Here is a 24,955-nt window from a genome sequence, read left to right as displayed (position 1 = left end):
GCGGCCGCGGAGGCTGTGCGGCATGACGATCCGACGCAAGCTCGCACTCCTCATCGGCGGCATCGCCGCCCTCTCCGCCGTGCTGGTCGGCCCCGCCTCGGCAGCACCCGACAACCCGGGCCCGCAGGGCGTCAAGATGAACAAGGACGACGCCGCCCGCGACGAGTGCCTGTACCTGCGACAGCTCAACCCGGCCGAACAGAAGTACCGCACCGTCAACAACAACTACTTCACCTACGAGGTCGGCACGTACGGCACCGAGTGGTTCGACGTGGCGTGCGGCGCGCTGTCGTTCACCGTGCCCTACGGCGAGACGGCCCTGGTGGACCTGACGGCCGTCGCCGAACTCGACTGCCAGAGCGGCGCCGCCAACTCCTGGTGCGGCGGCCGGTTCCTCATCAACGGGCAGCCGCTGCCGTGGCCGGTCAACACGGGCCGCAGCGACAGCTACGCCTGGGACTCCGCCAACGGCGGCAAGTACGACTGGCAGGCGAACACCCTCGCCCAGGAGTACGTGGTGATCTGCCGCGAACCCGACCAGCAGCGGGTGTGCACGTACAAGGTCCAGCTGCAGTCCCGGCTGGAGAACGGCGCCGAGTCCGTCTGGATCGACGACCTGACCGTGCGCGTGGACGTGACCGTCGGAAAGGTCGACGTGGCCTCGCTTCCCACGACGCCGTAGGCCCTCCGGAGGGCGTGCGCACCGTCCTGTGTGGACGGTGCGCACATCCGCGTTACATGACCTCCTGCGTGGGCATCACCGTCACCTGCTGCAGGTTGACGTGCCGCGGCTGCGACACCACGAACGCCACCGTGCGCGCGATGTCCTCCGGCGTCAGCAGTTCCATCGACTCCCGCACGCCGGCGAGCCACGCGACCGCGCCCGGATCGGTGACGTGCCCCTGCAGTTCGGTGGTGGTGATGCCGGGCTCCACGGCCGACACCCGCACCCCCTTCTGGCCCAGCTCCGCGCGCATGTGCCGGGACAGGTGCGTCACGAACGCCTTCGTCGCCGAGTAGACGGCGAAGTTGACGAAGATGTTCTGCGCGGCGATGGAGGAGGTGTTCACCAGGTCGGCGACGCCGTCCCGCGCCGCGGCGCGCACCAGCTGCGGCACGAACGCGCCGATCGTCGACAGCTTCGCGGTCACGTTGAGGTCGATCTGGTGCCGCCACTGGTCGACGGCGAGTTCCTCGATCGGGGCCGGGAGCATGATGCCGGCATTGGCGAAGACGATGCCGGCCGGGCCGAGTTCGTTCTCGATCAGTGCAGCCTTGGCCTCGAGGTCCGCCGCGTCGGTGATGTCGACGGGCACGGCGAGTGCCGTTCCACCGGCGGCGGTGATCTTCGCGGCGAGGGCGTCCAGCCGGTCCTTGCGGCGGGCCAGCAGTGCCACCGCCGCCCCGTTCGCGGCGAGGAGTTCGGCCGTGGCGGCGCCGATGCCGCTCGACGCCCCGGTGATGACCGCCGTGCGGCCGTTCAAACTTGTCATGCGTCCATGGCACCTCCCGGAGAGCCCCCGCGGAGGGCGCAGACTGGCCGCGTTCTGCCTGGGACCAGCGGGGCCACCTTCGTGCCCGCGCCGGGCGGCCGGCTCGCCGATACTGGGATACGTGAACGGCGAACTGAAGGAGTTCCTGCGGTCCCGGCGGGCGCGGATCCGACCCGACGGGGCCACCGGCGGCCGGCGCGTGCCCGGGCTGCGGCGCGAGGAGTTGGCCGCGCTCGCCGGGGTCAGCGTCGACTACTACACCCGTCTGGAACAGGGCCGCACGCTCAACCCGTCCGAGACGGTGCTCGACGCGCTCGCCCGCGCCCTGCGGCTGGACGACACCGAACGGGCGCACCTGTTCGCGATCGCCCGGCCCCAGCAGACCCGCCGCCCGCCGCGCCGGGTGCAGCGGGTGCCCGCGGCGACGTTCCAACTGCTGGAGACGCTCGACGTGGCGGCCTCGCCGGCGTTCGTCACCGGGCGGCGGATGGACGTGCTGGCCGCCAACCGCACGGCCCGCGCGCTCATCTGCGACTTCCCGGCGCTGCCGGCGAAGCGGCGCAACATGGCCCGGTTCGTGTTCCTCGACGAGAACGCGCGCGACCTGCTGCCCGACTGGCCCGCCGTCGCGGCCGACACGGTGGCCGTGCTCCGCATCGACGCCGGCCGCCACCCGGACGACCCCGACCTGTCGGCGCTCATCGGCGAACTGTCCGTCAAGGACCCGGACTTCCGGCGCTGGTGGGCCGACCATCGGGTGCTCGTGCGCAGCAGCGGCACCAAGCGGTACCGGCATCCGCTGGTGGGCGAACTGACGGTCACGTATCAGGCGTTCACGCTGCCGGAGGACGCGGAGCAGACGATGTTCGTCTACACGGCGGCACCGGGTACCGAGGCGCACACCGCCCTGCGCCTGCTGACCTCCTGGACGGCGGACGCCCCGACCCGCTGACCCTGCCCCGACGTCACCTTCTCCCGGCGGCGGATCCCCTGCGGCGGCTTCGCGAGGTGGCCGGCGGACGGAGGCCGTCGACGACGATCGTCAGCACCCGGGTCGCCCCGCCGGCGTGACGCATGGCGTGCACGACACCGACCATGGAGGCCACGAGATCGGCGACACTGACGTCGGGGCGCACCCGGCCGGAGCGCTGCGCCCGTTCGAGCAGCTGGGCCAGGGCGATGTGCAGCGGGTCGTCCGGGCGGGTCGCGGCGGCCATCACATCCGATCCCGCTCGGGACAGTGCTCCGGCGAGGCGGGCGATCTGTTCGGTCGACGCGTCGCGGCCCTTCGCGGCGAATACCGATTCGGCGGCGACAAGGATCCGGTCGCGTAGCGCGTCGGCCCGCTGCACCATCGGCAGCAACCTGCCGAGGAGAGCGTGGAACCGAAGGGCGACATCCTTCTCCAGAAGGTATCTGCCGGCCTTCCCGGTAACCGGATCACGTATCACCGTTTCGATCGAGACCGGCGCGAGCTCCAACGGCTCGTCGATCAGGCTGGAGAGCTGCGCGGTGATGACGACACCGCCGGCATGATCTCCGGTCACCCGATACGGGGCACTCAGATGGCAGGGCAGCGGGTGCGAACCTCCGCAGAACCGGGGATCGCACCACCACGGATGGCCGATACCGCCGCACGCGGGGTCGAGGTCGATTTGCTCGATCACGTTTCCTCCCAACGCTTTCGTTGTATGGACGTTAGGGGTGAGGGTGGATGGTGAGCCACAAACTTGCGGAAACTTGCAGATTGACTGACACCACTGTCGAGGGCGAGGATGGAGCGACTGCAAGTTTCCGCAAAGTTCCGTGGGGAGACCGCTGTGGAGATCACATTCGTCGCCAAGGACCCGGAGTCCGAGCCGTCGGGGTCGCCGACGCTCTACCGCACCGACCGCCGGTCGTGGCTGGTCCAGGGCTGGGTGGTCACCGACCCGGACGCACTCGCCGCCATGGACATTCCCGAGGGCGAGACGTGCGTGGAGATCCCCGACCGGTTGGTCCCGTTCTTCCAGCCAAGCCGGTGATGCGGGAGGCGACGTACGACGATCTCAACGACCTGTGTCGGGGGATCACCACGTCGTTCGTGCATCTGGAAACCCGTGACGCCTACGGCACGGAGATCGAGCTGCCGCACATGGCGAAGTGGCGCCGCCACGAACCGGACGACTTTTCCTGGCTCGGGTGGTGGCTGGAAATGCTGCGGGGCCACCGCGCCGCCGGTCGGACCTGCCGCCGCGCCCGCGTCGTCTCCGAGCCGATCAGTGACTACCAGCGGTGGACGCTCAGCCACGCGAACCTGTTCGTGAACGCGGGTGAGGACATCCGCTACGTTCCACGCCCCCGACTCGCCCGCACGTTGCTGCCCGGCAGCGGAGACTTCTACGTCTTCGACGATCGACTCGCGCTGTTTCTGCACTATGCCGGCAGCGGTACCAACGCATCCTTCCAGATCACCGACGAACCCCAGACGGTCAACGCGTGCCGACACGCGTTCGAAGCCGTCTGGGGCCTGGCCGTTCCCTACCGTGACTACCGACCCGAATAGCTCTGTCGCCCAGGCCCGCAAGGAACTCGGCGCGCGCCTACGCCAGATCCGCAAGGCGGCCGGACTCACCGGCCAGGTCCTCGCCGACGCCACCGGCCAGCACTTCACCAGGATCAGTCGCATCGAGAACGGCGTCCAGACACCCACCGAACGCAACATCCACGACTGGTGCACCGCCTGCGGCGCCGAGGAACAGATCCCGGACCTCATCGCCACCTCCCGATCCGTCGAGTCCGCCTACCTCGAATGGGCGCAACAGGCCCGCGCCGGTATGAGACGCCTCGGCGACCTGCACTCCATCGCCACGTACCGACGCACCACGACGTTCCGGATCCATGAGCCGATCGTGCTGCCGGGCATCTTCCAGACGGAGGCGTACATCCGGCGGATGCTCGCGTTCTGGTACACCTTCCTCGACTCTCCCGACGACGCCGACGCCACCGTTGCGATGAAAGCGGAACGCACCGCCGCAGCGCTCAATCCCACCAAGCGGATCGTCGTGGTACTCGGCGAGCAGGCACTTCGCACCCGGCGCGGCACACCGGCGGAACACGCCGATCAACTGTCACACCTCCGCACGCTCATGCGTCTGCCGTATGTCTCCGTCGGTGTCATCCCGGCCGACGCACAGCGCCGTGCGATCGCGACGATCGGGTTCTGGATCTTCGACGACAACGCCGTCGCGCTGGAAACACCGACGGCCGCCATCAAGGTGACCCGCCCTCAGGAGGTCAGCCGCTACGCGGCGATGTTCGAGCAGCTTCAGGCGGAGGCCGTCTACGGCCGGAAGGCGCGCCGCATGGTCGACGCCGTCATCGCCGGGATGTAGCGCAGATCCCGGGACCGATGACGACCGGATGTTTCGCGCCGCTACCTGTCGGCAAACTCCCCTTCACGGTCGTCAACGGTGAACGGGGGCAGTGGCAGTGTCGATGACAACGTCCAGGTACACCGTGAAGAACATCCTCGCCGTCTTCGGGTGCATGTTGTTCGCCCTGGCGGTGGCGGCGTACGCGTTCTTCGGTAATCCTTCGCGCGGAAACCCGACCTTCATCGGGATCGTGTTCACGGTGGCCGCCGGGTACCTCGGCTACCTCGCGATCAAGGCTATTCGGAACCGGCGGCGCGGAGCGCTTCGCGGATGACGGCGGCCGGGTCGCCACGGTGGTAGACCCGTTCGCTCGGCTCGATGTTGTCGAGGAACTCCTGATACCGCACCGCGTACGTCAGATGCGCCAGCGGTGCGGCGAGCCGTAGCGCCTCCCGCGGGCGGGATCCGGCGGCGGCGTCGGTCCACGCCCGCACCCAGGCCTCCTCGGCGACGGCGCGGCGGTCCGCCGGGAGGTAGTCGATGGCGCGCAAGCCGTCCAGCACGGGGTTGCCGAGGTGTGCGTCGGCCCAGTCGAGCACGACCGGCGGGCCGCCGTCGCTGCGCCAGTTGCCCGGGTGGAAGTCGCCGTGCACGAGCGTGTCCGGCAGGCCGCAGGCGTCAAGCGTTTCCCAGCGGTCGACGAGCCGGTGCGCCGACGAACGTTCCACGGTGGACAGCTCGGGAACGGCGGCACCGTCCAGCAGCCCGCGGACGGCGATCGACAGCGGTCCGGGGCGCCGGTCCGGGAGGCCGGGCGGCGGCACGACCCGCGCCTGCGCGGTGACCAGGCGGCGGACCGCGTCCGCGACGACCGGCGGCGGTGCGTCCCAGCAGTCCACGCCGGGAACCTCCGGCAGCAGCAGCCGGCCCGGTGCGCTCGCGAGGACGGGCGGCACCAGCGTGCTGTCCACAGTGGACACGGCGGCCAGGGCGAGCGGTTCGGCGTGGGCGAACGGCGGCGTCGCCTTCAGCCACACCGGCCCGCCGGCGGTCGGCAGCCGGAACAGGCCGGAGAGGTTCCACGAGCGGCGCTGCTGCGCCGGGCCGGTCACCGGGACGGCCTCGCCGGCCCATTCCAGCAGCCGGGCGATCCCCTCGGGCCGGGCCCACGGCAGCCGCAGCGCGTGGTCCTCGTCGACGAACGCCACCGCCCGCAGGCCGGACACCGCACGCGCCGCCTCGACGTGGTACGTGACGTGGCCGTCGCGGGCACCGTCGGAGCCGTGCACGTCGAGCAGCCGCAGCACCAGCACGGGCACGCCGAGGGCCGCCTCCAGATGAGCCACCACCGGCACCATGTCCGCCCACCACGGAGTGTCCACAGTGAACGGTCCGAGCGCGCCGAGGCAGGCGCCGTGATGCGTGATGATCGCCGTGACCGTGCGGGACATCACCGCAGGCTACGGGACCCCCGGCAAAACTTTCGAAGCGCCGAAACTATTTGAAACATTGCATCCCGGGAAGGGAAAAGCCGGGTTCAGGAAAGCGATTTCCACAGCCGCCTTGACGCTCATCGATTTACGAGCCGACGCTGGGCCACCCCCCATTTTCACCCCCTCAGGGAGTCCCAGTGTTCAGAAAACCGATCGTGGCGCTGGCCGTCGCGGCGCTCGCGGCGGCCGGAGCCGTCACGGCGGCGACCGGTAGCTTCGGGGCCGCCGCCGCGCCGTTCGCCGCCGGAGTCGAGGACGAGGGCGCGGACTGCGCCGTGCCGGCCCTGCCCGACCAGGGTTCGCTGCCCACCGAGGCGCGGCTGCCGGACCCGTTCAAGAGGCTCGACGGGACACGCATCAGCACGCAGGCCGACTGGCGATGCCGCCGCACCGAGATCAAGAAGCTCGCGGAGAAGTTCGTCTACGGGGAGAAGCCGGCGAAGCCGTCGAGCGTCACCGGCACCGTGTCGCGGACGGGCATCTCCGTGAACGTGTCGCACAACGGCCGCAATTCCAGCTTCTCGGCGAGCGTCGACGCGCCGAGCGGCAACGGGCCGTTCCCGGTGGTCGTGGTGCTCGGCGGGTTCGGGGCGGACACCGCCGCCATCAAGGCCGCCGGTGCGGCCGTCGTCAGCTACGACCCGTACGCCGTCGGCCGCGAAGGCACGCCGCGCAACAACAAGCAGGGCGCTTTCTACTCGATCTACGGCAACACGAGCAGCACCGGCCTCCTGGTCGCGTGGGCGTGGGGCGTGAGCCGGATCATCGACGTTCTCGAATCGGCGGGCGGGTCGGTCCTGCGCGCCGACGCCACGGGGGTCACCGGCTGCTCGCGGTTCGGCAAGGGGGCGTTCGTGGTGGGCGCGTTCGATCAGCGGATCGCGCTGACGATGCCGATCGAGTCGGGCACGGCGGGGGTGCCGATCCTGCGCGGTGTTCCGGGTGAGGGCGCGCAGAGCCTGTCCAGCGCGTACGGGGAACAGCCGTGGTTCGGCGACGCGTTCGGCTCGTTCACGGGCAGCCCGACACGGCTTCCCGTCGACACGCACGAGACGGTCGCGATGATCGCGCCGCGCGGGCTGTTCGTCATGGACAACCCGCACATCGCCAACCTGGGTCCGCGCTCGGCCAGTGTCGCCGCGCTCGGTGGGGCCGAGGTGTACCGGGCGCTGGGTGCCGGTCCGAACATCACGTACTGGTCGGACGTCGCGGACGGCACGCACTGCGCCAGCCGCTCCGAGTGGCGCACCCCGCTGCAGCAGAACATCCAGAAGTTCCTGCTGGGAACCGGAAACGCGACCGGGACGATCCGGATGCACAGCAAGGCGACCGGAAACCTGGCCGAGTGGCGCACCTGGACGACGCCCACCCTGGGCTCGGGTCCCGCGTCGTCGGCGCCGCCGTCCTCGCAGCCGCCGTCCTCGGCGCCGCCGCCGTCCTCGCCGCCACCCGTACCTGGCGGGTGCGGCGCCGCAGTGTCGCTCAACCAGTGGAACGGCGGCTTCGTCGCCACGGTGCGCGTGACGGCCGGCGCCTCGGCCGTCAACGGCTGGAACGTCGCGCTGACCCTGCCGAGCGGCGCGACGGTCAGCAACTCGTGGAACACCACGGCCAGCGGCACGAGCGGCGCCGTCCGGTTCGCGAACGTCAGCTACAACGGCCGGCTCGCGGCGGGCCAGAACACGGAGTTCGGCTTCCAGGGCACCGGAACGGCCGGCACGCTCACCCCGGCCTGCACGGCTTCCTAGCGCCGCCGAAGTGGTGGGGACTTACGCAGCTCATTCGCGGCTCGACACCTGTACAGGTCCCCACCACTTGCCCCGAAGGTCAAAACTCACCCGTCGAGCGAGCCGACCCGCAGCACCTCGCCCAGCCGCCGGCCGCGCCGCGCCGTCGCCTCGACGCGCACCACCACCGCGACCGCCGCCACCAGCACGAGCGCCACACCCAGCAGCGGCCACCACGGCAGGACCGGCGGCGGGTCGGCCGCCTGCCAGGTGATCTGCCGCAGCGCGAGCGGGCCGAACGCCAGCCGCGCGAACAGCACCCCGAGCAGCGGCGCGCCGATCGCGGTCAGCAGGGCGGGCGGGAGGAGTTCGCCGACGGCCACCCAGCGGCCGTCCCGGGGGCGCAGGCCGAGCGTGCGCAGGCGGCTGACGGTCTGCCAGCGCGCGGGGGCGCCGGAGGCGGCACCGAGCGAAAGCCCGAGCAGGCCGAACGCCAGCAGCACCCCGGCCGCCGTCCAGGCCAGCCGGAGCAGGCCGGCGGTCAGCGGGGCGGCCCGGCGTTCGTCCAGCACCGTGGCGTACACCTGGGCCGCCGCGCCGGTGGCGTGGGCGCGTGCGGCCTTCGCCGCGCCGGGGCCGTTCACCCAGATCGTGTTCGGGACGGCCACCAGTCCGGCGGCAGCGGCGGCCTGCGTGTCGACGATGACGACCTCCTCGACGTCGCCGATCGCGGGGGCCGTGCCGACGTTCACCAGCGGCACTGGGGGCAGGCCCTCGCGGATCACCTCCAGGCGCCCGCCGAGATCGCCGCGCACGAGGGCGGGAACGGCGCCGTCCCGCAGTTCCCGCAGATCGGGCCGATCGGTGATCACCAGGCGGGGCGCGGCCACCGCGCCGGGGGTCCCCACCCGGGCCGAGTCCGTGATCTGCGCGGTGATCACCTGCCGCACGCCCGGCTCGGCCGCGATCGCCCGCGCCAGCTCGGGCGTCGACGCTTCGGCCACCGGCGACACGTCGAGCCGGGCGTCCGCGCCCACGGTCCGCCGCGCGCCCTCGGCCAGCCCCTGCCGGGCGGTCACGTCCAGCGTGAACGCGAACGACGCCACCCCCACCGCCGTCACCATGACCAGCACCGGCAGCACCCGCCCGGCGGTGTCGGCGGCCCGCGCCGCCCCGAACACGGCCAGCGGCCGCCGCGAGCGCAACGCCCACCGCAGCGCCAGCCCGGTCCCGATCGGCAGCAGCCGCACCAGCACGACCGCTCCGGCCAGAACGCCCCACGCCGGCCCGCTCGCCGCGAACGTCGGATCGCCGTCGCCCGGCGCCACCCCGCGCTGCCGCAGGGCGACCAGCGCGCCGACCGCACCGAGCACGACGGCCGCTTCGAGCACGAACCGCCGCAGCCGGCCGGTGTCCCGGATCCGCTTGCGCGCGCTGCGGTTGGCCGGCACGCGGCGGTTCCGGGTGGCGCGGGCCGCCGCGAGCGTCCCGAACGCCGGCCCCGCGAACACGGCCGCCAGCACCACCGGCAGCGCCCACTCCCACGAGATCCCGCCGGCGACCGCGAACGCCGCCCCGAGCCCGACGGCGGCGGCGAGCACCCCGACCGCCAGGGACTCCAGGACCAGTTCGGCGAACAGGTCGGCGAGACCGGCGCCGCGCCGCCGCGCGATCACCAGCGCCGGTGTCCGGCGACGCACCAGCACGTCGGCGGCGAGCAGCAGCACCAGAACGCCCACCAGCAGCACGCCGATGAGCAGCACCGACGCCTGGGCGACGGCCGCGTCGATGCGGGCGGCGACGGCGCGCAGCTCGATGTCGAGCCAGGTCTCCCACTTGAGCACGCCCTCGTACTGGCTGGAGGAGCCGGAGGTCGCCTTGAGCTTCACCACGATGTCGGCGATCGTGCGGGCCGACTCCCACGTCAGCTTCGACGGTTCCGGGGCGAACGACACCGTCACCCCCATCTCGTCCTGGCCGAACGCGAGCCGCGCGTCGGGCAGCGAGTCGGGCGAGAGCAGGCCGGCCATGCGGGTGGAGCCGAATGTGCCCTGGCCGCCGACCGGCCGCAGCAGCTCGGGCATGAGACGCCACGCCGGATCCGCGGCGTCGACCGGCCGGAAGACCCCGCTGACCGTGACGTCCTTCGGGTTGCGGTTCTCGTCCTGGAGCCGGATCTTGTCGCCCGGGCGCACGTTCAGCGCGGTCGCGACCGGTTCGGAGAGGGCGGTCTGCACCGGCCACTGCGCGCCGTACGGGATGGCCGCCACACCCGCGACCGTCGGCCCCGGCGCGCCGCCCGCGACCCAGGTCACCCTGGGCGATCCGGTCAGGTAGGTCAGCCGGAACGTCCGCAGCAGGCTCCCGTCCGTCACGTTGAGCGTGGGCCCGGTGGCCGTCGCGATCGGCTCGCGCAACACGTCGCGCAGTTCGTCGTCGAGTCCGAGATCGGCCCGGCGGCGGATCTCGTCCACGTCCTCGGCGAGCCCCGGGTGGCGGGCCCGGCCGTCCTCGGTGTCGTCGCGTGCCAGCGAGGCGTGCGCGCGCACGTCGGCCTCGCTGTGCCGGACCGCGTCCTGGACGGCGGCCTCGGCCGTGTCGCGGATCAGCGGTTGCACGGCACCGGCGAGCAGCGTCAGAACGGCCACGACGGCGCCCGTCAGCAGCAGCGCCCCGCGGTCGGCCCGGGCCCGCCCGCGCACGCTCGGCCGGTGCACCACGAAGAACCGCCGCACCGCGAACGGCCGGCCCGTCACGACGTCACCCGCAGGTGCTCGGCGTCGGCCCGCCGGGCCTGCACGCTCACCACCGCGGCGATCGCGAGCACGCATCCGACCAGCAGCCCGGCGAGCACGACCGCCTCGGCGGCCCACGGCCACACCGGTATCACCTCCGGCACGGGTGCCGCACCGCTGTCCGAACGCACCATCGCCGGCACGACGAGCAGCGTCGCCAGCGCCCCGACGAGCCCGCCGGCGAGCAGCAACGGCAGCAGCACCCCGGCGTGCTGACCGAGCAGCACCGCCCGGATCCCGCGGCGCGACATGCCCAGCCCGCGCAGCCGCGCCACCTCCACCGCGCGCGCCCGCACGTCGAACGTCACATGCAGCACCACGCCGGCGAGCAGCAGCAGCGCCGCCGCCGGAACGAGCAGCCGCAGCACCGCCGGCAGCCCCGCGCGCACCGGGCCGCCGGAGAGCCGCGCCGCCTCGGCGGCCCGCGTGGTGACCTCCCCGATGTGCAGGTCAGGGGCCTGCGCGGCGTGCAGCGGCCGGCCGACCCAGTAGCCGTCGATCACCGACTCGAACGCGCCGCCGAAGACCATCGAGCGGCTCAGCAGGTCGACGTCGACCAGGATGGCGGCCTCGCCCGCCGCCGCCGGCACGGTCGGCACGATCTCCTTGACCTGCACCGGAACGGCCGCCACGCCGACCGTGAGGCTGAACGCCTGCCCCTTGCCGGTGCTCAGTTCGTCGGCGAGGTCCTGCGACACGGCGACCGGCAGCGTGCCCGGGTCCTCGAACGCGGTGGCGAGCAGCGTGCGCGCGGCGTCCTCGGGGCCGGTCAGGTCGACGTTCGCCGTCATCGTGAGCCCGCCGCCGGCCGCCCGCACGGCCGGCGACGTGATCAGGTTCGGCACCGGGGGCACGGAGACCGCCGTCCACCGCTCCTCGCCGCTGCCGCCCGGCACGGTGACCGTGATCGAGACGGCGCCGCCCTTGGCCGCGCCCGTCGACTCCACGTACTCCTGCGTGATCGGGTCGTACCCGCCGATGGCCGACGGGTCGCCCTTCAGCGGCAGCGCGACGGCCACCAGGCGCAGCCCGTCGGCGTCGGCGCAGGACGGCAGCGGGTGCGCCGCGCCGTCGAGCGGGAGCGAGGCGCCCGGGCAGGACGTTCGCAGTCCGGCGGCGTCCTCGAAGAGCAGTCGCGGCGTCACGGTGGTCGCGGTCGTGGACGCGATGGTGCCGCTGATGGTCAACGGAGCATTCCGGGGAACGGCGATTCCGCGCACCGGCGTCTTCGGCGACAGCAGCGCGCCGATGTCGTTCCAGGTGCGCCCGTCGTCGAGCCGGCCGCGGATCAGCGCACCGGCCTGGGTGGTGTTCACGGCGACGAGCTTCGGCGTGTTGCCCCCGCCGCCGATCCACTGGCCGATGGCGATGCCCCGGTTGACGGCCGGGCTGACCGTTCCGCCGAGCGCGGCGCCGATCGTGGCGCCCTGGCCGGCGACCGGCGGCGCGCTGAGGCCGATCGCGAGGTCGGTGCCGACGAGGAGATCCGCCTGGTCGCGTTGCGAACGCTGCCAGGTGGCGTCGTACGCGGTGCCGAACGTGGCGGCCGCGCACGCCAGCCCCACGAGCAGCCCGGCCGCCACCGCCTGGGGCCGCCGCGCCGCCTCGAACGCCGCCAGCGGCAGCGCCAGCCCCCGGGAACGGGCGGCGAGCCGTTCGACGCCGCGCAGCGCGGGCCGGGCGAGCCGCAGCGCCAGGGCGGCACCGGCGACGAGCAGCAGCGCCGGCGCCAGCACGCGCACCGCGTCCGTGCGCGAACTCGCGTCGTCGGACTGGGCGTGCAGCTGCCACAGCCCTACCCCCGCGAACGCCACGAGCATCACGTCGGCGCCGGAACGCGCGAGCAGTTCGACCCGGGAACGCGAGTCGACCGTGGCCGTGGTGACCGGACGGACGGCGAGCACGACGAGCACCGTGGCCAGCGCCAGCGCTCCCCCGCACACGGTCAGCACCTGCGCGCCGGACAGCGCCGGCCCGGTCCGCAGCCCGGCCGTGGACAGCGGCGGCAGCCGGCTCAGTCCGGCGTGCAGCAGCGCCGAACCGGGCACCGCCAGCGCCGCCCCGAGCACGGCCAGCGCCGCCGACTCGGCCAGCGACACGAGCGCGAACTGCGCACGGCTCACCCCGAGCGCGCTCAGCAGCGTGGCCTCGCCGTCGCGCACGCCCGCCGTCAGCCGCCCGGCCAGCGCCAGCGCGACAGCCGTCAGCACCCCACCGAGAACGGCCACCGCCAGCACCGTCGCGGCCGTCACCCGCTGCTGGTTGCGCGCGATGCGCAGCGTGGCGGGCAGGGCGGAGGAGATGCGTTCGATCTGCACGCGCTTGCCGAGCGTCGCGCTGAGCCGCTTGTCGGCGCGGGACAGGGCGGCGGCCACCCGGTCGAGGTCGCGCTGCGCCGCGGTGGCGAAGTCCGGCACGGCCGTGACCTCCAGGCGGTCCAGCGTGGAGCCGCCGGCCAGCAGATCGCCGATGTCCACGATGAACGGCCCGTATGCATCGAGCGGCTGCCCGAAGCGCGAGTCGCGGTGGTTGAACCGCAGGCCGGTCGCCTCCAGCGGGTCGCGTTCCCAGCCGGTGCCGGGCAGTGCGCGCACCACGCCGACGACGGTCACGTCCAGCGGACCGGCCGGATCGACCGCGAACTCCTTACCCAGCGGCACCCGCGAGCCGGGCCCGATGCCGAGGGCCCGCGCCGTCGGCTCCAACACGACGGCCTCGAACGGCGTCGCCCCGGCGGCGGGCCAGCGCCCCTCCACGAGGGCGGTGCGCCGCGACACGTCGGCCATCCCGGACAGGTACGCGGCGGGGATGGCCCCGATGCCGGTCAGGTCGGCCGAGGCGAACGGCCGCAGCACCGACGAGGCGAGCGTCGTCGTCGCGACGGGGAACGGCGCGAGCGCCGACGTCAGCACGCCGAGCGTGTCGTCGGCGACCGACCGCGCGTCCGGCCCCTTGACGGTCACCGTGTAGGCGGTCACCTCCACCTGCTCCGGCGTGGCGCGTTGGGCGGCGACCTCGGTGGCGCGTTCGGCGGTGCGGGTCACGAGCAGCGCGCACGTGCCGAGCAGGGTGGCGCCGAGCGCGACGACCGCCAGCAGGGCGGCGAGCAGTTGCCACTGCGCGCGGGCGCGCCGGGCGACGAGAGCGATCACCCTTCTAGACGCCCGTCGCTGATGTGGATCACCCGGTCGGCGAGGGCCATCATCACCGCGTCGTGCGTGGAGACCAGCGCCGTCACGCCCTCCGACTCGACCACGCCGCGCAGCAGCGCCATCACCGACAGGCCGGTCTCGGCGTCCAACTGGCCGGTGGGCTCGTCGGCGACGAGCAGCCGCGGTGAGGCGGCGAGGGCGCGGGCGATCGCCACCCGCTGCTGCTGGCCGCCGGAGAGTTCGTCGGGGCGCTGCTGCGCGTGGTCGGCGAGGCCCACCAGATCCAGGAGCATGGCGACGCGGCGTTCCCGCTCGGCCGCCGGGGTGCGGGCCAGGCGCAGCGGGGCGCCGACGTTCTCCGCCGCCGAGAGCACCGGGATGAGGCCGAACGTCTGGAACACGTACGACACCTTCTCCCTGCGCAGCCGGGACAGGCCGTCCTCGTCGAGCGCGGTCACCTCGGTCCCCTCGACGTGGACGGTGCCCTCGTCGGGGCGGTCGAGCCCGCCTATGACGTTCAACAGAGTGGTCTTGCCGGAGCCGGAACGCCCGACCAGGGCGACCATCGTGCCTGCCGCGACCTCGAAGGAGACGTCGCGCAGCGCGTGGACGGCGGCGGGTCCGGACCCGAAGCGGCGGTGCACCCCGGCGACCTTCAGCAGCGGCCCGGTCATGCCTTGTCCGGGTGGATCGTCACGTGGTCGGCCTCCAGCGTCAGGCGCACCCGGCGGGTCAGGTCGAGCGCCTCGCGGTACTCGCGCGGCACCTGCACCCGCCCGGCGCGGTCCATCACCGCGTACTCCTCGGCGATCACGTGCGTGTCGCCGTCGTCGTTGGTCGCCGTGCGGCGCAGCACCTCGCTGCTCGTGCGGCCGTCCCGGATGGCCACGGTCCGTTCGACCTGGCCGCTGACCGCCGGGTCGTGCGTCACCACCACCACGGTCACTCCGAGGGAACGGTTGACGTCGCGCATCGCCGCGAACACCTCACCGGACGTGGCGGTGTCCAGCTCGCCGGTCGGCTCGTCGGCGAGCAGCACGTGCGGCTCGTTGGCCAGCGCCACCGCGATCGCCACCCGCATCTGCTGGCCGCCGGAGAGCTGCCCGGGCCTGCGGTCCGCGCAGGCGCCGACACCCAGCGTCTCCAGCAGCTGCATGCTCCGGTCCCGGCGCACCCGGGCCGGGGTCCGCGACGCCGTCATGGGCAGGTCGACCATCTGCCGCGCGGTCAGGTACGGCACCAGGTTCGACGCGGTCTGCTGCCGCACGAACCCGACCGTCCGGCGCCGGTAGTGCACCCGGTCGCGGCGCGTCATCGCCAGCAGGTCCCACGTGTCGACCCGGGCGCGGCCGGCCGTCGGGGCGTCGATGCCGGCGAGGATCGACAGCAGCGTCGACTTTCCCGAGCCGGAGGCGCCGACGACGGCGACGAACTCGCCTCGTTCGACCACGAGGTCGAGCCCCTGCAGCGCCTGCACCTCGATCGAGCCGGTCTGGTAGATGCGCACGAGGCTCTCGCAGACGATCAACGCCTCGGACATGACCCTCCCCCGTGATCACTTCGAGATTCCGAAAGCTTCCCACGTCTTCCCCCTCGGGACGAGTCCCCGGGTGGCACACCCCGTCCCGTAGCCGGGCGGGTACCCGGTTCGTTGCCCCGCTCATGGACACCCCGGAACGCGATCAGCAGCTGTGGCTGATCACCGCCGCCACGGTCGTCGGCGTACTGATGCTGGTCGCCGCCGTCGTCGTGGCGGTGGCGGTGCAGCAGGCGCCCGGCCCGCACGCGCTGGAGATGTCGCTCACGACGCCCTGGCGGAGGTGACCGCGAGGCGATCGGGTTTGGCAGTATCGGCGCGTGGCCGACCCTCCGACGCCGTCGCCCGCCCGCTCCCGTCGGCGAATGCGGCTCGTCGTCGTCGCGGTCGTCGTGGTGGCGCTCGCGGCCTACGGGCTGCGCGGACGGCTGCCCGGCGCGCACGAGATCGTCGGCGCGCTCGCCGGCGCCCGGGTCGACTGGCTGTTCTTCGCGGTGCTGGCGCAGGTGGCGTCGGTGGGGTCGTTCGCCCTCGCGCAGCGGCGGCTGCTGCACGGGCTGGGCGTGCCGATGGCGCGGTGGCGGGTCGGCGCGATCGTGCTCGTCGGCAGCGCGCTGTCGATCAGCGTTCCGGCGGGGCCGGCCGTCGCGACGGCGTACACCGTGCGGCGGTACCGGCGCTCCGGCGCGCCCGCCGAACTCGCCGCCGCGTCCGTGGTGATCTCCGGGCTCGCCACGATCGGCGGGCTGGCCCTCCTGTACGCCGTCGGCGGGCTGGCGCTGGTGGCCCGCGGCGCCGCGGGGAGCCCGGACCGCCGGCCGCTGGTCGTGGTGGGCGGGCTGGCCGTGCTGACCGTCGCGGCCGTCGTGGCGGGTCGGCGGTTCGCGGCCCGCCCGGCTCCGCAGCGCGACGCCCCGGCCGACGCCGACCGGCCGACCCGCTACCTCCACGCCACCCTGAACGCCGTCCGCGACGCGTGGCGCGCCGCCGCCGCCCTGCGGGTGCGGGACTGGGTGGTCCTGCTCCTGCTCTGCGCCGGGAAGTGGTTCGCGGATCTCGTGTGCCTGATCGCGGTGGCGCGGTCGTTCCACCTGCCGGTGACGGTGCCGGCGCTGGCCGGGCTGTATCTCAGCGTGCAGATCGTGCGGCAGGTGCCGCTCACTCCGGGCGGGGTGGGTGTCGTGGAGGCCGCGCTCGCCGCGGGGCTCACGGCGGCCGGCGCGCCCGCGGTCGGCGCCGCCGCGGCGGTGCTGATCTACCGGCTGATCTCGTGCTGGCTGTTCATCCCGGTCGGCGGGCTCGCCGCGCTGGCGCTCCGGCGGGAACGGCGATCGGTGAATATTTCACCTCAGTCCGCAGCCATTCCCCCGAACGGCAACAAGCTCACGCGGTCACGTCGAGAACGCCCATAGGGCACAGCCTCGCAAATATTGACAGCCACCAAATCGTCCGCTTAGCGTTCGGAACCGGAAAGCGCTTTCCTGGCCAGTAGCAGCACGGGGCGCATCGCCCGCCACCCCTCCGGCGGTCGCCCCTACCCCCGAGCTACACCAAGGAAGGACACCCGATGTCTCAGACCAAGGTCCGCCGCCGGATCACGATCGCCGCCGCCGCAGCAGCCACCGCCCTGGCCGCCGGCGGGATCCTGTTCGCCGGCCAGAGCACCGCGTTCGCCGCGGAGAGCAGCCCGGTCGGCTACGCGAGCCTGAACGGCGGCACCACCGGCGGCTCGTCGAGCACCGTCGTCACCGTCACGTCGGCCTCGGCCCTGAAGTCCGCACTGAGCAGCAGCACCTCGCAGACGGTGCGGGTCAGCGGCCTCATCACGATCTCCGGCATGTACAACGTCGCGTCCAACAAGACGGTCATCGGCGTCGGATCGGGCTCCGGCATCACCGGCGGCGGCCTCAACCTCTCCGGCGTCCGCAACATCATCATCCGCAACCTGGTGTTCCGGAACGCGGCCGACGACTCGATCAACGTGCAGACCAACACCACGAACGTGTGGATCGACCACAACGACCTGTCGAACGGCTACGACGGCCTCATCGACATCAAGCGCGGCTCGGACTTCATCACGGTGTCGTGGAACCGCCTGCACAACCACGACAAGTCCATGCTGCTCGGCCACGACGACGGCAACTCGTCGCAGGACCTGGGCCACCTGCGCGTGACCTACGTGCACAACTGGTTCGAGGGCACCAACCAGCGGCACCCGCGCGTGCGCTTCGCCAACCCGGTGCACGTGCTGAACAACTACTACAGCAACATCGGCTCCTACGGCGTGGCGTCGACGATGAACGCCGGCGTCTTCGTCGAGCGCAACTACTTCGAGAACGTGGCGAACCCGACGGTCACCCAGACCGGCGACTCGGACCCGGGCAACCTCAAGGTCCTCAACAACTACCGGGTGAACTCCGGCACCGAGCAGGTCCGCAACGGCGCGAGCGTCGCGGCGATCCCGTACTCGTACACCCCGGAGGCGAACAACACCGTGAAGGCCACCGTGACGGCCGGCGCGGGCACCGGAAAGATCTGAGCCCGCCCTCCACCGGGGAGGCCCCGCCCGCCGTTCCCACACCGGCGCGCGGGGCCTCCCGCCGTCCCGGCTACCGCGGATCGCCGCGCCGCCGGCGGCGCGGCCCGTTCAGATCCGTGCGGAAGCGGATGAAGGCCGTGCGTTTCGGCAGCGTCGCGCTGCACGGAAGGTCCCACGGTCGTACGGATGTCCGCCGCGCGGCTTCGAGCACGACGACGAATGAGGCCGAGCAGTACCCCCGACCCCGCTGCTCACGGTCCATGCGTCCGATCCCAGCGCATCGACGGTGGTCTCGGGCCGATCCCAAACGATCCCGCACGAACGTCGATCCCTCTTGCATAGCTCAACATGCTTAACTAAGCTTCCTGAGGTAAGCCGAACCCCGCCGGCCACCGAAGGAGCACCACGATGAACGCCGACCCGGCCGCACCCGCCACGAAGCCCCAGCTGACCCTGATGATCTGGGTCGCCGTCTTTCCCACCCTGGTCGTGCTGCAGCTCCTGCTGAGCGGCGTTCTCGCCGGGGCGCCGATGATCCTGCGGACGCTGGTCATGACCGGCATCGCCGTGCCGGTCGTCGTCTTCGTGCTCATGCCGCCCCTGCAGCGGCTGCGCGCCTTCCTGATCAGCCGCTGAGGACACCCCGACGCGGGCCCCGCCGGTAGCATGTTCGGCCACGGGGAGGTGGTCGCTGTGACCCCTGCGGATCCACCCGACCCGGGGCTCGCCCGCAGCCTCGACGAGTTGGTCGGCTGCCTACGGGCGCTCAAGCTCTGGGCCGGCGACCCGTCGTTCGAGACGATCACCCGGCGGATCAACGCCCGAGGTGAGGCCGCCGGTCGACCCGCCCACGAGTCGGCCCGCCGCGGGACGGTCGTGGACTGTTTCAAGACCGGCCGGCGCCGGATCAACGGCGAACTCGTGCTCGCCGTCGTGCGGGCGCTGCACGACGACACCTCGTACCTGGCGCACTGGCGGCAGGCGCTGCGGGTCAGCCTCGCCGAGACCGCGGCGGCGGCCCAGGTGCGCGTGCTCGACCGATTACCGGAGGGCGTCGCGGCGTTCACCGGCCGGCGCGCCGAGCTCGCCCTGATCACCGCGCGGGACGCCGGGGTGTGCGTGCTCGTCGGGATGGCGGGCGTGGGCAAGACCCGCCTGGCGGTGCACGCCGGGCACCTGCTCGCCGCGCAGCGCCGCTTCGACACGACGCTCTTCGTGGACCTGCGCGGGTTCCACCCGGATCCGGGGCAGCCGCCGGCCGAGCCGGCCGCCGTCCTGGACGGGTTCCTGCGGCTGTTGGGGCTCTCCGGCCACGAGATCCCGCACGGCGTCGAGGCCCGGTCCGCCCTTTTCCGGGAACGTCTCACGCACCGCCGCACCCTCGTCGTGCTGGACAACGCCGCCGGGGAGGAGCAGGTGCGGCCGCTGCTGCCGCCCGGCCCGGGGTCGTTCACCCTGGTGACGTCGCGCCGCCGGATCACCGGGCCGCCCGGGACGGCACACGTCGACGTGGACGTGTTCAGCGAGGACGATGCCGAACGGCTGCTCGCCGGCGCCGTTCCGAGCGTGGCGGTGGGCTCCGACAGCGCGGCGTACCGGCGGGTGGCGCGGCGCTGCGGGCACCTGCCGCTGGCGTTGAGCGTGGTCGCCGGCCAGATGACGGCCACGCCCGGGTGGACGGTCACCGACCACGCCGACCGCCTGGACGAACGCCACGAGCACCGCCGGCTCGACAGCGGCGTCGAGCTGGCGCTGTACCTGTCGTACCAGCACCTGCCGGCCGCGCGGCAGACGTTGCTGCGGCGCATGGCCGCGCATCCCGGGCCGGATCTCGACGACCACGCGGCCGCCGCGCTGCTCGGCGCCGACGTGGACGCGGCCGCCGTTCACCTGCGGCATCTCGCGGGCGAGTCGCTGGTGCAGGAGCCGGTCACGGGCAGGTACGTCCTGCACGACCTGGTCCGCGCGTTCGCCGATGTCCGCGCCCGCGAGGAGGATCGTCCGGTCGAACGGCGTCAGGCGCTGCACCGCCTGTTCGCCCACTATCTGTACGGGGCGGCCGCGGCGATGGACGCGCTGTACCCCGCGGAGGCGCACCGGCGGCCGGCGCTGCCCGAGCGCCCGCCCACCGATCCCGCGTTGCAGGACCCGAAGGCCGCCCTCCAGTGGCTGGACGCGGAACGCGCCACGCTGGTGGCGGTCTGCCTGCACGCGGCGCGCAACGGCCGGCCCGAGCACACCGTCCGCCTCGCCGCGATCCTCTACTCGTACCTGGACAACGGCGGCTATCCGGCGGACGCGTTCGCGGTGCACACCGAGGCGCAGCAGGTGGCGCGGCTGATCGGGGACAGCGGCGCGGAGGCCACCGCGCTCACCAACCTCGGGGTGGTGTGCTGGCAGCTCGGCCGGCACACCGAGGCGATCGACCACCTCGAACGCGCGCGGTCGCTCTGCGGCCGGCTCGGCGACGCCCGCGGCGAGGCCCGCGCCCTGGGCAACCTCGGCGTGGTGCACGGTTCGGCCGGTACGCCCGAGCGGTCGGCGGCGTTCCACCGGCTGGCGCTGGCGAAGTTCGTGGCGCTCGGGGACCGCGTCGGCGAGGCCAACACGCTCACCAACCTGGCGAGCGTCTCGGCCCGCCTGCACGAGCCCGCCGCCGCCCTCGACCACGGCGGGCGCGCCCTGGCCATCTTCCGCGAACTGCGCCACACCGGCGGGGAGGCGACCGCGCTCAACAATCTCGGCGACGCGCTCGTGATGCTGGAACGCCACGCCGACGCCGTCGGCCACTACGAGGACGCCCTGCTGCTCTTCGCCGCCCTGGGCGAGCGCTACGGCGAGACCTGCGCCCTGAACGGCCTCGGCCACGCGCTCGCCGCCCAGGGCCGGGTGCCCGAGGCGGTGTCCCGCCACGAGGCCGCGCTGGCACTGGCGCACGAGATCGACCGGCCCGAGGAGCGGGCCCGCGCCGAGGCCGCCCTGGCGCGGCTCAGCCGACCGGACCGGTGAGGTCGTCGGAGCGTCCGGCGGCGAGGCGGGACCACTGCGGGATGGGGCGCCCGTCGCGGCTCATGGCGCCCTCGCCGAAGCCCTGCGGCCGACCGGCGGGCGAGTCCTCCCACGGCTCCTGCCGCCCGAACGCCGTCAGGTCCATCAGCGCGTAGGAGTTGTCCAGCGCCTCCACGCCCCGCCGCGTCGTCCACCAGGTCTCGAAGACGCGGTCGCCGTCGCGCAGGTAGCAGACGATGTGCATCATGCCGACGTGCCGGCCGACGAGCAGCCGTTCCTTGGACGGGTCGGCCGAGTACCAGGGCATCTCCCAGCCCATGAAGTCGCGGTAGCGGCGGCTCTCCGGGTACGGCCCCTGGGCGAAGATCGCGTACGTGATGTCCCGCGAGTGCAGGTAGGAGAGCTCGCCGACCTGGCTGCCGCACCAGGTGCAGCCCTGGCACTGCTCCGCGGCGCTGCGGCCGGCGTGCCACATCCAGTAGTAGGCGACGAGCTGCCGCCGCCCCTCGAACGCGTCGAGCAGCGTGAGCGGGCCGTCGGGCCCGACCAGCGGCAGGCCGGCGTCCACCTCGACCATGGGCAGGCGCCGGCGGGCCGCCGCGATCGCGTCACCCTCCCGGGTGTGCGCCTTCTCCCGGATCCGCAGTCGGTCGATCTCCGCCTCGTAGGCGTTCCGGTCCACGACGTCAGGCAACATGACCCCTCCTTATAGCAACCCTTCAGTTGCCAAACTATGGCAACCATCCAGTTGCGTCAAGGGGGTGACCGCACTCCGCGACACGGCCCAAATGTGATCGTTCTTAGAACACGTGTTCGATAGAATGGGGGCATGAATCCGGCACGCTTCGCACGAGACATCGCCCGAGCCAGGACCCGCTACGCGCGTGCCGCACAACGGTTCGACCGTGCCATGGCCGACTGGGAGACCGCAGCCGTGCCGATCGTCATGGTCGACGAGACCGTGCCGCTCTGGACACCGCGGCAGCGCGACCTCGCCCGCGTCACCGTGGGCGCGTGGAGCGACCTGATGGCCAGCCGTCGCACCTGGGACGGCATCCTGTCCGAGCTGGGCTGTCCGCGGTAGCCGCGGCACGGGACGGGGGCGGACCGCGCGGCCCGCCCCCGTTCGCTGTCCGTAGGACGGGGCTCAGGTCAGCAGCGGGGCGAGCACGTCGTGCACGAACGTGTTCGGGTGCTTGCCCGTGAAGCGTTGCGCCTGCGGCCCCTCGGCCGTCACCGGCACGTCGACGCCGGTGTGCTGGTCGGTGCTCCAGCCCATGGTGAACGTCAGGCCGCTGCCCTTGACCGGGAACGGGCCGTCGCCCGGGGAGCCGATCGTGAGGCCGCCGCACTCGTGGTCGCCGGTCACGACGAGCAGGGTGTCCGGATGTTCGGCCACGTACCGCCGCGCCACCGCGACGGCCGCGTCGAGCGCCGCGACGGCCTGCAGGACCCGGGTGCCGTTGTTGTGGTGGGCGAACTCGTCGATCCCCTCCTCCTCGACGAAGAGGAAGAAGCCGCTGTCGCCGCGGCCCAGCACGTCCAGCGCCTTGCCGGTCATGGCGGCGAGGCTGACCGGTGGTTCGTAGGCGTCGCCGAGCCCCTCGCCGCGCTGCTGGAACAGCTCCTCGTTGCCGAAGAGGCCGAGCAGCTTGCCGTCGCCGGCCCGGTCCAGGTCCGCACCGTTGGAGACGTAGCGGTAGCCGGCCTTCTTCGCGCGTTCGACCAGGTTGCCCTTCTTGCCGCGACTCTGCTCGTCCGGGTCGACGGCCGGCCGGTCGGGATAGGCCCCGGGCGTGCCGGCCGGCAGCCACCAGTCCTCTCCCCCGCCGAGGATCACGTCGGGACGGCTGACCTCGAGGTACTGCCGGGCGATCTCGTCCTGCGCGCCGCGCTCCGGTGTGCTGGCGAAGAACGCCGCCGGGCTGGCGTCGGTGACCTGGGCGGTGGTGACGAGCCCGGTCGCCTTCCCGGCCGCCTTCGCCTGGGCGCCGAGGGTCGGCAGCGGCTTGCGGTCGACGTCCACGCTGATCGCGCCGTTGTAGGTGCGCTGCCCGGTGGCCCACGCCGCCGCCCCGGCCGCCGAGTCGGTGACCGCCGACGCCGGATCTCGCGGGCTGGTGGTGAGCTGCCCGGAGAACGGCAGCTGATCCATCACCAGCTGACCGTCGAACCCGGCGTGGAAGAGCCGGCCGGCCTCGCGGTGCGCGGCGGCCATGCCGTCGCCGTTGACGAAGATGACGCTGCGCACCCCGTCCGTCACGGCTTTGCGGGTCGGCGGCGGCGTGTCGTGCGGCAGGTTGACCACGACCAGGCCCACCGCCGCGATCGCGAGCACGATCGGTCCGAAGATGCGCAGTGCGGCGGTCGGTCGCATGGCGACCAGAATGACATCCCGTCCGATGCTTCTCGACGGAGAACCTTTCCCGGCCCCGCGGAGTAGGGAGGGGCGTGACGTTGCGAAGACCCGAAAGCAGCGGACCCGACGAGCAGTTCGCGGCGTTCATGAGCGCCAGCGCGCACCGCCTCTACCGGGTCGCCTACCTGCTCACCTACGACGCCGGGCAGGCCGAGGAGCTGACCCAGAACGCGCTCGTACGCACCTACACGGCGTGGCCACGGATCGTGGACGGCGACGGGTACGCCTACGCGCGGCGGATCCTCGTCAACCTGCACAGCGACTGGTGGCGCAGGCTGCTGCGCCGCGAACGACCCACCGACCGGCTCCCGGAGCGGCGGGCCGCCGGCCCCGACCCGGCCGACGCGGCGGTCGCGCGGACCAGCCTCGCCGAGGCCCTGCGCCAGCTGACCCGCCGGGAACGCACCGTGATCGTCTGCCGCTACTACCTGGACCTCACCGAACAGCAGACCGCCGACGACCTGGGCGTGGCGCTCGGCACCGTCAAGAGCGCACATGCGCGGGCGCTGCGCAAGCTGCGGGTCGACCCGGGCCTCAGCACTGTCGTCGAGAAGCAGGAGACAGCGTGATGTACACCGTTGACGATCTCCGGCAGCAGCTGGTCGAGGAGACCGAGGGCCTCGCGCCACGGGTGACGTTCGCCCGGGTGAAGGCGCGTGCGGGGCGGCGCCGGTGGCGCGGTCCGCTGACCGTGGCGGTCGCCGCGCTGGCACCGGCGCTGGCCGTCGGGACGCTGGTGGCGATGCAGCCGGGTGCCCCGCGCCCCGCACCGGGTCCCACGCCGAGCCCGACGGCGCACCCGTTCGTCGGCCCGGCGCTGGTCACCGGCCTGACCGTGGGCGACGAGGAACTGCTCCTTTTCCATCGCGCGCCCGATCCGAACATCCGGATCGACGGCGAATCCAGGGCGGAGCTTCGCGGCGCCCTCTCCGACCCGTCTCACGAGCGGTTCCGGGAGCTGCGGCCCGTCCTGGTAATCCTGCCCGGATCGCTCACGCCGAGAGTCGTGGAACTCCCCGACGGGCGCGGCGGCGTCATCGACTACGGCGTCGTCGGCGTGGCGGACGCGCGGGTCGAGGTGGCGGTCGACGGGCGGACGGTCATCGCGAACACGGCCCGCGTGCCGGGCGTCCCCGACGTCACGGTCTTCTGGATCTCTCGCGACGGCCCGCTCGCCGAGCCGACCGGCGTGCCGAGCGGTCCGGCGAGCACGGCCGTGCTCTTCACCGCGCGGGACGCCTCCGGCGCCGTGGTCGGCAGCACCGACCAGCGGCAGCGCGGCGACGGCATCCAGGCCAGCCCGCCGCCGTACCCGCCGGACGGCGAACCGGACCCGGGCCCGGCGATCTCCGTCTCGCCCGGGACCCCGACGTTCCGTCCGCCGACGGTGAGCCCGAGCTGAGCGGAAACGCGGGCGGCGCAACGGATGCGCCGC

At 73.0% G+C, this 24,955-nt stretch carries 24 protein-coding genes; 15 read left to right on the top strand and 9 right to left on the bottom strand.

Annotated features, from left to right (window positions below; all coding sequences use genetic code 11):
• Window positions 1-22 precede the first annotated feature (22 nt).
• Window positions 23-682: a hypothetical protein gene (locus Val02_RS35570; protein ID WP_203903688.1), complete on the top strand. Its 660-nt coding sequence runs from the start codon at window positions 23-25 to the stop codon at window positions 680-682.
• A gap of 52 nt (window positions 683-734) precedes the next feature.
• Here the strand turns inward: Val02_RS35570 and Val02_RS35565 are convergent, their stop codons facing one another.
• Window positions 735-1,493: an SDR family oxidoreductase gene (locus Val02_RS35565; RefSeq protein ID WP_203903687.1), complete on the bottom strand. Its 759-nt coding sequence runs from the start codon at window positions 1,491-1,493 to the stop codon at window positions 735-737.
• Window positions 1,494-1,614: 121 nt separating this feature from the next.
• On the opposite strand from Val02_RS35565, the gene Val02_RS35560 reads away from it, so the two are divergent.
• A complete protein-coding gene (locus tag Val02_RS35560) occupies window positions 1,615-2,445 on the top strand; it encodes a helix-turn-helix transcriptional regulator (RefSeq protein WP_239153589.1) in 831 nt (276 codons plus the stop codon).
• A gap of 13 nt (window positions 2,446-2,458) precedes the next feature.
• Here Val02_RS35560 and Val02_RS35555 read toward each other — a convergent pair whose 3' ends face one another.
• A complete protein-coding gene (locus tag Val02_RS35555) occupies window positions 2,459-3,160 on the bottom strand; it encodes an SbtR family transcriptional regulator (RefSeq protein ID WP_203903685.1) in 702 nt (233 codons plus the stop codon).
• 153 nt (window positions 3,161-3,313) lie between these two features.
• On the opposite strand from Val02_RS35555, the gene Val02_RS35550 reads away from it, so the two are divergent.
• From Val02_RS35550 to Val02_RS35535, 4 genes are all read left to right on the top strand, one after another.
• Window positions 3,314-3,517, top strand: coding sequence for a hypothetical protein (locus Val02_RS35550; RefSeq protein WP_203903684.1), 204 nt, complete (start codon window positions 3,314-3,316; stop codon window positions 3,515-3,517).
• Window positions 3,517-4,038 (top strand): DUF6879 family protein, encoded by a 522-nt coding sequence (locus Val02_RS35545; RefSeq protein ID WP_203903683.1) that lies wholly within the window; start codon window positions 3,517-3,519, stop codon window positions 4,036-4,038. Before Val02_RS35550 ends, Val02_RS35545 begins: the two co-directional genes overlap by 1 nt.
• Window positions 4,019-4,867, top strand: a complete 849-nt coding sequence (locus Val02_RS35540; protein ID WP_203903682.1) for a helix-turn-helix domain-containing protein — start codon at window positions 4,019-4,021, stop codon at window positions 4,865-4,867. The genes Val02_RS35545 and Val02_RS35540 overlap by 20 nt, the downstream gene beginning before the upstream one ends.
• 103 nt (window positions 4,868-4,970) lie before the next feature.
• A complete protein-coding gene (locus Val02_RS35535) occupies window positions 4,971-5,183 on the top strand; it encodes a hypothetical protein (RefSeq protein WP_203903681.1) in 213 nt (70 codons plus the stop codon).
• Here the strand turns inward: Val02_RS35535 and Val02_RS35530 are convergent.
• Window positions 5,146-6,300: an aminoglycoside phosphotransferase family protein gene (locus Val02_RS35530; RefSeq protein WP_203903680.1), complete on the bottom strand. Its 1,155-nt coding sequence runs from the start codon at window positions 6,298-6,300 to the stop codon at window positions 5,146-5,148. The two genes, Val02_RS35535 and Val02_RS35530, sit on opposite strands and share 38 nt — an antisense overlap.
• 179 nt (window positions 6,301-6,479) lie before the next feature.
• Between Val02_RS35530 and Val02_RS47770 the strand changes: the two genes are divergently transcribed.
• Window positions 6,480-8,090 carry a glucuronyl esterase domain-containing protein gene (locus tag Val02_RS47770; RefSeq protein ID WP_239153588.1) on the top strand — a complete coding sequence of 537 codons (1,611 nt, stop codon included), beginning with the start codon at window positions 6,480-6,482 and terminating at the stop codon, window positions 8,088-8,090.
• Between the two features lie 86 nt (window positions 8,091-8,176).
• On the opposite strand, the gene Val02_RS35520 is transcribed toward Val02_RS47770, so the two are convergent.
• The 4 genes from Val02_RS35520 to Val02_RS35505 are packed head-to-tail and all read right to left on the bottom strand — an operon-like array spanning window position 8,177 to window position 15,556.
• On the bottom strand, window positions 8,177-10,825 hold the full coding sequence (locus Val02_RS35520) for an FtsX-like permease family protein (RefSeq protein ID WP_239153587.1): 2,649 nt from the start codon (window positions 10,823-10,825) through the stop codon (window positions 8,177-8,179).
• Window positions 10,822-14,016 carry an FtsX-like permease family protein gene (locus Val02_RS35515; RefSeq protein ID WP_203903679.1) on the bottom strand — a complete coding sequence of 1,065 codons (3,195 nt, stop codon included), beginning with the start codon at window positions 14,014-14,016 and terminating at the stop codon, window positions 10,822-10,824. Before Val02_RS35515 ends, Val02_RS35520 begins: the two co-directional genes overlap by 4 nt.
• A complete protein-coding gene (locus Val02_RS35510) occupies window positions 14,013-14,690 on the bottom strand; it encodes an ABC transporter ATP-binding protein (protein ID WP_203903678.1) in 678 nt (225 codons plus the stop codon). Before Val02_RS35510 ends, Val02_RS35515 begins: the two co-directional genes overlap by 4 nt.
• Window positions 14,687-15,556 carry an ABC transporter ATP-binding protein gene (locus tag Val02_RS35505; protein ID WP_203903677.1) on the bottom strand — a complete coding sequence of 290 codons (870 nt, stop codon included), beginning with the start codon at window positions 15,554-15,556 and terminating at the stop codon, window positions 14,687-14,689. The genes Val02_RS35510 and Val02_RS35505 overlap by 4 nt, the downstream gene beginning before the upstream one ends.
• A gap of 122 nt (window positions 15,557-15,678) precedes the next feature.
• On the opposite strand from Val02_RS35505, the gene Val02_RS35500 reads away from it, so the two are divergent.
• The 5 genes from Val02_RS35500 (at window position 15,679) to Val02_RS35480 (ending at window position 21,101) form a co-directional block, all read left to right on the top strand.
• The gene (locus Val02_RS35500; protein WP_203903676.1) at window positions 15,679-15,840 is read left to right on the top strand and encodes a hypothetical protein; all 162 of its coding nucleotides are present in this window, start codon (window positions 15,679-15,681) and stop codon (window positions 15,838-15,840) included.
• 78 nt (window positions 15,841-15,918) lie between these two features.
• Window positions 15,919-16,965 carry a lysylphosphatidylglycerol synthase transmembrane domain-containing protein gene (locus tag Val02_RS35495; RefSeq protein ID WP_203903675.1) on the top strand — a complete coding sequence of 349 codons (1,047 nt, stop codon included), beginning with the start codon at window positions 15,919-15,921 and terminating at the stop codon, window positions 16,963-16,965.
• 155 nt (window positions 16,966-17,120) lie between these two features.
• On the top strand, window positions 17,121-18,092 hold the full coding sequence (locus tag Val02_RS35490; protein ID WP_203903674.1) for a pectate lyase family protein: 972 nt from the start codon (window positions 17,121-17,123) through the stop codon (window positions 18,090-18,092).
• A gap of 408 nt (window positions 18,093-18,500) precedes the next feature.
• A complete protein-coding gene (locus Val02_RS35485; protein ID WP_203903673.1) occupies window positions 18,501-18,728 on the top strand; it encodes a putative antibiotic biosynthesis monooxygenase in 228 nt (75 codons plus the stop codon).
• A gap of 57 nt (window positions 18,729-18,785) precedes the next feature.
• A complete protein-coding gene (locus Val02_RS35480) occupies window positions 18,786-21,101 on the top strand; it encodes an ATP-binding protein (protein WP_203903672.1) in 2,316 nt (771 codons plus the stop codon).
• Here the strand turns inward: Val02_RS35480 and Val02_RS35475 are convergent.
• Window positions 21,082-21,798 carry a DUF899 family protein gene (locus Val02_RS35475; RefSeq protein WP_239153586.1) on the bottom strand — a complete coding sequence of 239 codons (717 nt, stop codon included), beginning with the start codon at window positions 21,796-21,798 and terminating at the stop codon, window positions 21,082-21,084. The two genes, Val02_RS35480 and Val02_RS35475, sit on opposite strands and share 20 nt — an antisense overlap.
• Window positions 21,799-21,930: 132 nt before the next feature.
• Between Val02_RS35475 and Val02_RS35470 the strand changes: the two genes are divergently transcribed.
• Complete coding sequence (locus Val02_RS35470; RefSeq protein ID WP_203903671.1) at window positions 21,931-22,185, top strand: hypothetical protein; 255 nt, start codon at window positions 21,931-21,933, stop codon at window positions 22,183-22,185.
• Window positions 22,186-22,248: 63 nt separating this feature from the next.
• Here the strand turns inward: Val02_RS35470 and Val02_RS35465 are convergent, their stop codons facing one another.
• Window positions 22,249-23,478: an alkaline phosphatase gene (locus Val02_RS35465; RefSeq protein WP_203903670.1), complete on the bottom strand. Its 1,230-nt coding sequence runs from the start codon at window positions 23,476-23,478 to the stop codon at window positions 22,249-22,251.
• 74 nt (window positions 23,479-23,552) lie between these two features.
• On the opposite strand from Val02_RS35465, the gene Val02_RS35460 reads away from it, so the two are divergent.
• Window positions 23,553-24,089: a SigE family RNA polymerase sigma factor gene (locus tag Val02_RS35460; protein ID WP_239153585.1), complete on the top strand. Its 537-nt coding sequence runs from the start codon at window positions 23,553-23,555 to the stop codon at window positions 24,087-24,089.
• Complete coding sequence (locus Val02_RS35455; protein ID WP_203903669.1) at window positions 24,086-24,922, top strand: hypothetical protein; 837 nt, start codon at window positions 24,086-24,088, stop codon at window positions 24,920-24,922. Before Val02_RS35460 ends, Val02_RS35455 begins: the two co-directional genes overlap by 4 nt.
• Window positions 24,923-24,955: the final 33 nt, after the last annotated feature.

Source organism: Virgisporangium aliadipatigenens (assembly GCF_016863615.1).
Lineage (GTDB): Bacteria > Actinomycetota > Actinomycetes > Mycobacteriales > Micromonosporaceae > Virgisporangium > Virgisporangium aliadipatigenens.
This window is presented reverse-complemented; position numbering and strand designations above follow the sequence as displayed.

Bases quoted from the DNA above. Each gene is read 5' to 3' on its own strand.
- Val02_RS35490 (WP_203903674.1), top strand. From the start codon at position 17,121: ATGTCTCAGACCAAGGTCCGCCGCCGGATCACGATCGCCGCCGCCGCA.
- Val02_RS35505 (WP_203903677.1), bottom strand. From the start codon at position 15,556: ATGTCCGAGGCGTTGATCGTCTGCGAGAGCCTCGTGCGCATCTACCAG.
- Val02_RS35535 (WP_203903681.1), top strand. From the start codon at position 4,971: ATGACAACGTCCAGGTACACCGTGAAGAACATCCTCGCCGTCTTCGGG.
- Val02_RS35495 (WP_203903675.1), top strand. From the start codon at position 15,919: ATGCGGCTCGTCGTCGTCGCGGTCGTCGTGGTGGCGCTCGCGGCCTAC.
- Val02_RS35545 (WP_203903683.1), top strand. From the start codon at position 3,517: ATGCGGGAGGCGACGTACGACGATCTCAACGACCTGTGTCGGGGGATC.
- Val02_RS35530 (WP_203903680.1), bottom strand. From the start codon at position 6,300: ATGTCCCGCACGGTCACGGCGATCATCACGCATCACGGCGCCTGCCTC.
- Val02_RS35570 (WP_203903688.1), top strand. From the start codon at position 23: ATGACGATCCGACGCAAGCTCGCACTCCTCATCGGCGGCATCGCCGCC.
- Val02_RS35510 (WP_203903678.1), bottom strand. From the start codon at position 14,690: ATGACCGGGCCGCTGCTGAAGGTCGCCGGGGTGCACCGCCGCTTCGGG.
- Val02_RS35485 (WP_203903673.1), top strand. From the start codon at position 18,501: ATGAACGCCGACCCGGCCGCACCCGCCACGAAGCCCCAGCTGACCCTG.
- Val02_RS35500 (WP_203903676.1), top strand. From the start codon at position 15,679: ATGGACACCCCGGAACGCGATCAGCAGCTGTGGCTGATCACCGCCGCC.
- Val02_RS35475 (WP_239153586.1), bottom strand. From the start codon at position 21,798: ATGTTGCCTGACGTCGTGGACCGGAACGCCTACGAGGCGGAGATCGAC.
- Val02_RS35565 (WP_203903687.1), bottom strand. From the start codon at position 1,493: ATGACAAGTTTGAACGGCCGCACGGCGGTCATCACCGGGGCGTCGAGC.
- Val02_RS35470 (WP_203903671.1), top strand. From the start codon at position 21,931: ATGAATCCGGCACGCTTCGCACGAGACATCGCCCGAGCCAGGACCCGC.
- Val02_RS35465 (WP_203903670.1), bottom strand. From the start codon at position 23,478: ATGCGACCGACCGCCGCACTGCGCATCTTCGGACCGATCGTGCTCGCG.